Annotated in this window: 7 protein-coding genes; 3 read left to right on the plus strand and 4 right to left on the minus strand. The window is 75.1% G+C overall.

Annotated features, from left to right (window positions below; translation table 11 throughout):
- Nucleotides 1–56: 56 nt before the first annotated feature.
- The 4 genes from rsgA to ABZ873_RS33090 form a co-directional block, all read right to left on the minus strand.
- Nucleotides 57–1211, minus strand: a complete 1155-nt coding sequence (gene rsgA, locus ABZ873_RS33075; RefSeq protein ID WP_360880214.1) for a ribosome small subunit-dependent GTPase A — start codon at nt 1209–1211, stop codon at nt 57–59.
- 78 nt (nt 1212–1289) lie between these two features.
- Nucleotides 1290–1454 carry a hypothetical protein gene (locus ABZ873_RS33080; RefSeq protein ID WP_360880217.1) on the minus strand — a complete coding sequence of 55 codons (165 nt, stop codon included), beginning with the start codon at nt 1452–1454 and terminating at the stop codon, nt 1290–1292.
- 41 nt (nt 1455–1495) lie between these two features.
- Complete coding sequence (locus ABZ873_RS33085; protein ID WP_360880229.1) at nt 1496–1957, minus strand: GNAT family N-acetyltransferase; 462 nt, start codon at nt 1955–1957, stop codon at nt 1496–1498.
- A gap of 1487 nt (nt 1958–3444) precedes the next feature.
- Nucleotides 3445–4563: a YihY/virulence factor BrkB family protein gene (locus tag ABZ873_RS33090; RefSeq protein WP_360880220.1), complete on the minus strand. Its 1119-nt coding sequence runs from the start codon at nt 4561–4563 to the stop codon at nt 3445–3447.
- Nucleotides 4564–4580: 17 nt separating this feature from the next.
- Here ABZ873_RS33090 and ABZ873_RS33095 point away from each other — a divergent pair, with 17 nt between their 5' ends.
- The 3 genes from ABZ873_RS33095 (at nt 4581) to ABZ873_RS33105 (ending at nt 8426) form a co-directional block, all read left to right on the plus strand.
- Entirely contained in the window at nt 4581–6224 is a 1644-nt protein-coding gene (locus ABZ873_RS33095) for an acyl-CoA dehydrogenase family protein (RefSeq protein WP_360880223.1), read from the plus strand.
- A 367-nt stretch (nt 6225–6591) separates the two neighbouring features.
- Nucleotides 6592–7857 carry a GAF domain-containing protein gene (locus tag ABZ873_RS33100; RefSeq protein ID WP_360880231.1) on the plus strand — a complete coding sequence of 422 codons (1266 nt, stop codon included), beginning with the start codon at nt 6592–6594 and terminating at the stop codon, nt 7855–7857.
- A gap of 5 nt (nt 7858–7862) precedes the next feature.
- Nucleotides 7863–8426: a GNAT family N-acetyltransferase gene (locus ABZ873_RS33105; protein WP_360880226.1), complete on the plus strand. Its 564-nt coding sequence runs from the start codon at nt 7863–7865 to the stop codon at nt 8424–8426.
- Nucleotides 8427–8993 lie beyond the last annotated feature (567 nt).

The following is an 8993-nucleotide window of genomic DNA, read 5'->3' on the forward strand; positions in this document are numbered from 1 at the left end:
GGGGGCGGCGGCCGAGCCGGGCCCGGCGGGCTGACGGGAACAGCAGGAGGCACGGGTCAGCCGCGGCCGCCGCCGCCCCGCTTCGCCGCGTAATTCGCGCGCCCCTCGGCCGACTTGAGGCGCCAGTCCCGGCGGATTTCCGAGCGGAGGCGGGCGTCCGTCTTCGCGACGATGCGCTGGTTCTCCCGGAGCAGCTTGCGGTAGCTCTCCAGGCGGCGTTCCGGGAGCTCGCCCGCGTCCAGGGCCGCCAGTACCGCGCAGCCCGGCTCCGCCACGTGGGCGCAGTCGTGGAAGCGGCAGCGCTGCGCGTACTCCTCGATCTCCGAGAAGACCTGGCCGACGCCGGTCTCGGCGTCCCAGAGACCCACGCCCCGCAGACCCGGCGTGTCGATGAGGACCCCGCCGCCCGGCATGAGCAGCAGGTTGCGGGTCGTGGTCGTGTGCCGGCCCTTGCCGTCGACGTCGCGGGCCGCCTGGACCTCCATGATGTCCGCCCCGAGCAGCGTGTTCGCCAGGGTGGACTTGCCGGCGCCGGACACGCCGAGGAGGACGCTGGTGCCGCCGGAGACGACGGCCGCGAGGATGTCCGTACCCTCGCCGTTCAGGGAGGACACCGTGAGCACCTGGACCCCCGGCGCCGCGGCCTCGACGTCCTGGACCAGGTGCCCGAGGGTGGCCGGGTCCGGCACCAGGTCCGCCTTGGTGAGGACGACCAGCGGCTGCGCCCCGGACTCCCAGGCCAGCGCGAGGAAGCGCTCGATGCGCCCGAGGTCGAGCTCGACGGCGAGGGAGACGGCGATGATCGCGTGGTCGACGTTCGCGGCGAGGATCTGGCCCTCGGACCGCTGCGAGGAGGTGGACCGTACGAAGGCGGTGCGGCGCGGCAGGTACGCCTTGACGTAGCGCGGGTTGCCGACGGTCTCGACGGCGGCCCAGTCGCCGGTGCAGATGACCCGGAGCGGGTCGTGGGGGGTGACGAAGGCGGTGTCGGCGCGGACGATGCCGTCGGCGGTCATGACATCGCACTGCCCGCGGTCGACCCGTACGACCCGGCCGGGCACGAGGCCCTGCTCGGCGTACGGGGTGAACTCGGCCTCCCACGCGTCGTCCCAGCCGAGGGGGGCGAGGGCGTGCGGGAGGGAGAGCGAGGTGTGCTGGAAAACGGAGGAAGCCGAAGAGGTGGAGGAAGTCGAGGAAGTCGACGAATTCAAGGGGGAACCCTTCACAGGGTGGCCCGGCTGCCTGCGCGCACGCTCGACGGCGGTGCGCGGAAAGGAAGGTGAGTGAGGTCAGCCGGAGACCACGGAGGTGACGTCGATGGTCTTCTGGACGCGGGCAGCGCCCTGCGCAATGACAGTCATCAATGAACTCACCTCCGGATCAGGCACATCGCTGTGGTCCTCGTGGTCCTCGCCGCTCGGCGGGAACGATCCCACCGTAACAAGTCCGCTCACGTCGCGGCCACTTCTTTTTCCGCCGCGGCCGCGAGCGGCGGTCAGCGGACGTGGCGCGCCAGCAGCTGCCCGGGCCAGTCGCCGACGTGGAAGCGCTCGGTCGGGGTGAAGCCGCAGCGCTCGTAGAACGCGACGAGTTCGCCCCCGCCGCCCGCCCAGCAGTCCACCCGCAGCAGCCGTACGCCCGCCCGGCGGGTCTCGGCGGCGGCGTGCTCCAGCAGGGCGGCGCCGATGCCGTGGCCGGCGTAGCGGCGGTCGGAGACGAGCAGGCGGACGTACCGCTCGGGCTCCGCGGCGGGGGTGACGGGGAGCTGGGGGCTGGGGCCGGTGTCCATGACGAGGGCGCCGACGGGGGTGCCGTGCAGTTCGGCGATGAAGGGGGTGTTCTCGGTGGTGTACCGCCGCACCCGCTCGACCCCGCCGGGCCGCCGCGAGTACGGGACGGTGCCCCACTGTTCGGTATTGCCCCGCGCGTTCATCCAGGCGACGGCCCGGTCGAGCATCCCGAGCACGACGGGCACGTCCCCCGCCCCACCACCCCGAACCCGCAGCACGCCCACCCGCTCCTCCACACCCCCACCGTACGCGCCACCCGTCACCCGAAGTCACCGGGCCCACGGCGCCCCTCCCACCGGCCAGGCCGAGCAGCCGGCCGCGTCGCCGCCCGAGACGATCCCGTCCCGCACAGGACGTGCACCGGCACACCGGCACCAGCGCGGGCCGAAGCCCGGCAAAGGTGTTCGCCGGAAGTCCACCGCCGGGCCCGCCCACCGTGCGCCCTGCGCCAGTACGTCACCCAGCGCGGGCACAAGGCCCAGCGAAGGCTGCGCACCGCCAGGCCGCCTCAGAACGTGCGCGGGCACGCCAGCCGCCGGGCGGCATACCAGCGCCCGGCGCCCAGCACCCCACGCGGGCCCACCCCGGCCAAGGTGCCGGACGGAAGCCACCGACCGGTGCGGGCCCAGCCCGGCCAGTCCCCACCGGGAGCGGCGCGCACGGACGGGCCCACCCACCACAGGCGCGGCGCAGGCGGCACCCCCTGCCCCGTGCGGCCCGAAGCTCGGCCAAGGTGCCAACGCGAAGCCCCCCGCCGGGCTCAGCCAGCCCAGGCCCGGGCGGCGCCTGGCGGGGAGCCCACCGCCGGCCCAGCCGGCGCGGGCGCAGGGCGCGGCGTACCGACCCCACGGCCCGGGGCCCGGGCCAAGCCCGGCCAGGGTGCCGGGAAGCCACCGTCCGATGCGGGCCCAGCCCGGCCAGGCCCCCACCGGGAGCACAAGCACGGGCGCAGCCAGCGCAGGCGCAACGCACGCGGTACCCACCGCCCAGGGCGCGGGCCGAGCCACTCCGGGCGGCCCACCGCCCAGCGCCCGGGCCAAGCCCGGCCAGGGTGCCGGGAAGCCACCGTCCGATGCGGGCCCAGCCCGGCCAGGCCCCCACCGGGAGCGCAAGCACGGGCCCAGCCACAGCAGGCGCGGCACACGCGGCACCCACCGCCCCGTGCGGGCGAAGCCCGGCCAAGGTGCCGACCAGGGCACACCGCCGGGCCCAGCCGACGCGGGCGCAGGAGGCGGCGTACCGGCACCCGCCGCCCGGGGCGCGGGCCGAGCCCGGCCGGGGGCCACCCCCGAGCCGAGACAGCGCGGGCGCAGGCCGCGACACACGGCCACCCGCCGCCCGGGCCCAGCGGGCCGGGGCGCCCCACCGCGCAGGCCGAGCCACCCCGGACAGCCGACCGCCGGGCGCAACCCGAGCCCCCGGAGGCCCACCGCCGAGCCCGGCCGGGGGCGTACCGCCGGGCGCAAGCCCAGCCACCCCGGCGGGCCCACCGCCAAGCGCGTGCCGAGCCGCCCCGGGGGCTACCGCCGAGCCCGGCCGGGGGCGTACCGCTGGCCGCAAGCCCCGCCACCCCCGGGACCACCGTGAAGCGCGGGCCGAGCCAGGCCGGGGGCCCACCGCCAGGCCCGGTCAGCACCGTCGGCCCCCGCGCAGCTCAGTGCTTTCGCAGCCGGGAGTGGTAGTCCTCCGGGGGGAGGAATTTGGACCAGCGTTCCGGGAATTCCGACGGCATGCCCTGGTCCTCGTCGTCCTCCGACTCGCCCTCCGCCAGCGCGCGCCACGCCGCCGCGCGGGCGATCAGCTGGGCCGCCTCCGCCTCGCGGATGCGTTCGTTCGCCTCGCGGGCCGCCGCCGTGGCCACCGACGGCCAGACGCGGTCGATCGCCGCGTTGACGGCGGCGCCCACCAGCACCGCGAAGGCCGAGATGCCGATCCACAGGAGCACCGCCACGGGGGCGGCCAGGGAGCCGTAGATCGTCGGGCCCTCCACCGTGTTCGTGAGGTAGATCCGCAGCAGGAAGGAGCCGAGCACCCACATCGCGAGCGCCACCAGCGCCCCCGGCACGTCCTCGATCCACGGCGAGCGCACCGGCACGGAGACGTGGTAGAGCGTCGTGAGGAAGGCGATCGACAGCAGGGTCACCGTCGGCCAGTACAGGACCGCGATGACCTCCGTGCCCCAGGGCACCAGCCTGACCACCGCGTCCGGCCCGACCACCATCAGCGGCAGCACGATCGCCCCGATCAGCAGCGCGATGATGTACAGGAGGAAGGCCAGCAGCCGGGTCTTGACGATGCCGCGGTGGCCGTCGAGGCCGTACATCACCGTGATCGTGTCGATGAAGACGTTGACGGCGCGCGATCCCGACCACAGCGCGAAGGCGAAGCCGAGCGAGATCAGGTCGGGGCGGCCGCTGCGCGTGACGTCGTCGAGCAGCGGTTTCGCGATGTCGTTGACGCCCCGGTCGGACAGGACGGTGCCGACCGCCCGCAGGATGTTCTCCTCGATGCTGACGACCGTGCGGGTGTCGGTCCAGCCGTCCACGTATCCGAGCAGTCCCAGCAGGCCCAGGAACAGCGGCGGCAGGGAGAGCAGGGTGAAGAAGGCCGCCTCGGCGGCCAGGCCGAGGATCCGGTACTCGATGCACGAGTTGACGGTGTCCTTGAGCAGCAACCAGCCCATCTGCCGCTTCGAGACGTTGCGGTAGAGCACGCGGGCCCGGTGGAGCCGCCCTGGGATCCGCTCGGGGGGTGTTTCTTTTGCTGGCTGCACGTCCTTACGGTATCCGCATGGCAGCCACCACCCACACAGTCAGCAACCAGGCCCCGCCCCTGGTGGGCCACGACCTCTACGGCGGCGACCGGGCCCTCACCGAGGGCGTCGAACGCCATCTGGAGTCCGCGGATCCCGAACTCCTCTCCGGGGTACGGGAGGAGCTCACGGACCTCGGCCGCGCGGCCGGCTCCGCGCAGGCCCAGGAATGGGGCGCGCAGGCCAACGACAACCCTCCGAAACTGCGCACGCACGACCGGTACGGGAACCGCATCGACGAGGTCGAGTTCCACCCCGCCTGGCACCGCCTCCTCGGGCATGCCGTGGGCGCCGGGCTGACCGACGCCTGGGGGCGGCCGGCCGGGCACCTGCGGCGGGCCGCGGGCTTCTTCCTGTGGTCGCAGGCCGAGGCGGGGCACGGCTGCCCGGTCTCGATGACGCACGCCGCGGTGCCCGCGCTGCGGGCCGATCCCGCCCTGGCCGCCGAGTGGGAGCCCCGGCTGACCTCGCACGTGTACGAGGAGGGGCTGCGGCCGGCCGCGCAGAAGGCCGGGGTCCTCTTCGGCATGGGGATGACGGAGAAGCAGGGCGGCAGCGACGTCCGGGCGAACACCACGGCGGCGGTGCCGCTGGACGCCGACGGCGAGTACGTACTGACCGGGCACAAATGGTTCTGCTCCGCTCCGATGTGCGACGGCTTCCTGGTGCTGGCGCAGGCACCGGGCGGGCTGACCTGCTTCCTGGTGCCGCGGGTCCTGCCGGACGGTACGCGCAACGTCTTCGCGATCCAGCGGCTCAAGGAGAAGCTGGGCAACCGGTCGAACGCGTCGAGCGAGGTCGAGTTCGACGGGACCTGGGCGCGGCGGGTCGGGGAGGAGGGCCGCGGGGTGCGGACCATCATCGAGATGGTCGCGGCGACCCGGCTGGACTGCGTCATCGGCTCGGCCTCGCTGATGCGGCAGGCGCTGACGCAGGCGGTGCACCACGCCGAGCACCGCTCCGCCTTCGGGGCGCCGCTGATCGGGCAGCCGCTGATGCGCAATGTGCTGGCCGACCTCGCCCTGGAGTCGGAGGCGGCCACCACCCTCACCCTGCGGCTGGCCGCCGCCTACGACGCGGGCACCGAGCAGGAGCGGGCCTTCCTGCGCCTCGCGGTGCCCGCCGCCAAGTACTGGGTGACCAAGCGCTGTACGCCGATGGTGGCGGAGGCCCTGGAGTGCCTGGGCGGGAACGGCTACGTCGAGGAGTCCGGGATGCCGAGACTGCTGCGCGAGTCCCCGCTGAACTCCATCTGGGAGGGCTCGGGCAATGTGCAGGCCCTGGACGTGCTGCGCGCCCTCCAGCGGGAGCCGCAGGCGCTGAACGCCTTCCTCCAGGAGGTGGGGCTGGCCCGGGGCGCCGACCACCGGCTGGATTCGGCCATCAAGGACCTGCTGACGGACCTCGCGGACCTGGCGGGGATCGAGGCGCGGGCCCGCCGGGTGGTGGAGCGGATGGCGCTGGTGCTCCAGGGATCGCTGCTGGTCCGGTGGGCTCCGCCGGAGGTCGCGGACGCCTTCTGTGCCTCGCGGCTGGGCGGTGACTGGGGTACGGCCTTCGGCACGCTGCCGCACAGCCTGGACCTGCGGGCGGTGGTGGAGCGGGCGCGGATCACCGGCTAGGGAGGGAGCCCCCGTCGGGCTCCCCCTGCGGTCCCCAAACCGCTCCGAGCCGGGATCCGGGCCCGCGACCGGGACAGGGATGGTGCCGCGCCGACTCGGCACCACCCCTGATCCGAAGCCCCGAGGAGGAGCTGTCACGCCGCTCGGGCGACGTCCGGACATTTTCGGTCGCCCCGGCGGCACTTGGCGAGAGTTGCATACCGTTGCACCCTGTGAGTCCGCGGCCGCCCGCCGGGGCGCCCGGGGCGGGCGGCCCCGCCGCACTCGCGGACCGCCGGGCGGCCGGCGTCGTACGTCCTGTTCGCACGGGGAGGTTCCGGTGGCCGACACCACAGGCAGCACGGTCGATGCCGCACGCATCTCGGCCATGGACCCCCGGGACGCCGCGTGGCTGCTGAAAGGCGTACGGGCGGCGGCGCTGGCCGGGGACCGGCCGCCCGCCGCGCCACGGCCGGAGATCGCGGAGTCCTGGCGGCGGATGCTGGCCTGCGGGGTGGACCCGGACCGGGACGCGCGCTCGCGGACGCTGTCGGTGGCGGAGACCGAGGAGCGGCGGCAGGTCTCGCCGCTGCGGGAGGTGCTGCCGCTGCTGCGGGAGGGGCTGCTGCCCGCCCTGGACCAGGCCCTGCACATCATGGTCGTCGCGGACGCCGACGGGCGGCTGCTGTGGCGGGAGGGGCACAGCTCCATCCTGCGCAAGGCGGACCGGCTCGGCTTCACGGTGGGCGCGGACTGGGGCGAGACGGTGGTCGGCACGAACGGAGTGGGTACCGCGCTGGTGGCCCGGCGGCCCGTGCAGGTCTTCTCGGCGGAGCACTTCGTCTCCAGCCACCACGACTGGACCTGCGCGGGGGCGCCCGTACGGGACCCCCGGGACGGGCGGCTGCTGGGCGTGGTCGACGTCAGCGGCCCGCTGGCCACGATGCATCCGGCGACGCTGACGTGGGTGACCTCGGTGGCGCGGCTCGCGGAGCGGGAGCTGCGGGTGCGGCACCTGGAGTCGCTGGAGCGGCTGCGGGCGGTCGCGGCGCCGCTGCTGGCCCGGCTGCCGGGGGCGGCGCTGGCGGTGGACCCGCACGGCTGGACGGCGGCGGTGACGGGGCTGGTGTCCGCGGACCGCGTGGCGCTGCCGAAGGGCTTCGGGGCGGGGCGGGTGTGGGTGCCGCGGCTGGGCGAGTGCGCGGTGGAGCCGCTGCCGGGGGGCTGGCTGCTGCGGATCGCGCGGGACCGCACCGGCCCGGGGGCGGCGACCCGGGTCGTCCTGGACCTCAGCCGGCCCGGTTCCTGGTCGGCGACGGTGTACGGGCCCTCCGGGAGCTGGTCGCAGGAGCTGAGCCCGCGCCACGCGGAGCTGCTGTTCCTGCTGGCGGAGAGCCCGCGGGGGCGGTCGGCGGCGGATCTGTCGGCCGAGCTGTTCGGGGACCCGGAGCGTACGGTGACGGTCCGGGCCGAGCTGTCGCGCGTACGGCGGCACCTCGCGGGGGTGCTGGCCCACCGGCCGTACCGCTTCGCGGACGACGTGGAGGTGGAGCTGGTCCGCCCGGCGGACCCGGGCGCGCTGCTCCCGTACTCCACCGCCCCGGCGGTGATCAGGGCCCGCCTGGGCCGGACGGGGCCGGGCGTGGTTCCCTGAGCTGCATGAGCACCCTCACCCTCACCACGTGGTCCCTGGAGATGACCTCCCCGGAGGACCTGGTCCCGGCGGCCGTGCCGGGGCCGGAGATATCCGTCGTCCGGTCGGAGATCCCCTCCCCCGAGTTCAGCCGCTTCCTGTACGCCTCGGTGGGCGGGGACATCCACTGGACGGACCGGCTGGCGCTGACGCGGGCGCAGTGGGTGGAGTGGCTGGAGCGGCCGGGGGTGGAGACGTGGGTGGCGTACGAGCGGGGGACGCCGGCGGGGTATGTGGAACTCGACCCGCAGGCGGACGGCGTGGTGGAGATCATGTACTTCGGCCTGCTGCCGGATTTCCGGGGGCGGCGGATCGGGGGGCACCTGCTGTCGGTGGGCGTGGCCCGGGCGTGGGACCTGGCGGTCCGGTGGCCGGGGCGGGAGGGGACGCGGCGGGTGTGGGTGCATACCTGTAGCCAGGACGGGCCGATGGCTCTGCAGAACTATGAGCGGCGGGGGTTCAAAGTGTTCCGCACGGAGACGGAACAGAAGGCGGTGGCCCCGACGCCGGGCCCCTGGCCGGGCGCGTAACCGCTGCGCGGCGCTGCCCCTGTCTGTTTCCCGGGTGCGGCCCGGTGGCCGCGCCTCAAACGCCGGCGGGGCTCGATTGTGGTCCCGCCCGGTGGGTGCGCCTGGACCGCTGGCGGGGCTGGGCTTTTGGGTGCCGCCCGGCGGGTGCGCCTCAAGCGCCGGCGGGGCTGGGTTTGGTTCCCCTCGGCGGGATAGGCCCGTACGGGGTGGGTGGTTTCGGGTGGGGCGGTGACACTCCGGGGTCACTCCTCGGCTCGCGCCTGCGGCCTTGGTCGTCCTGTACGGCCTGGGTTGCGCGCTCGTCCTGCGGGGAGACCCCTACGCGTCCCCACCCCACCCGAAACCACCCCCCGTCGGCCCCCCGCCCGCGGGTGATCCGGCGAGGGAAACCGCCCGCGCGGGGCCCTTCCGCCCCCTACGTCCGCTCGGGGTGGGGATCCCGTGGGGTGGGGGTGTGGGGACGGTGGGGGGTGTCCCCGCAGGACGAGCGCGCAACCACCCCGTACGGGACGACCGTGCCCGCAGGCGCGAGCCGAGGAGACACCCCCCACCGGCCCCGCGAGATCG

The organism is Streptomyces sp. NPDC047014 (genome assembly GCF_040644195.1).
Taxonomy (GTDB): Bacteria; Actinomycetota; Actinomycetes; order Streptomycetales; family Streptomycetaceae; genus Streptomyces.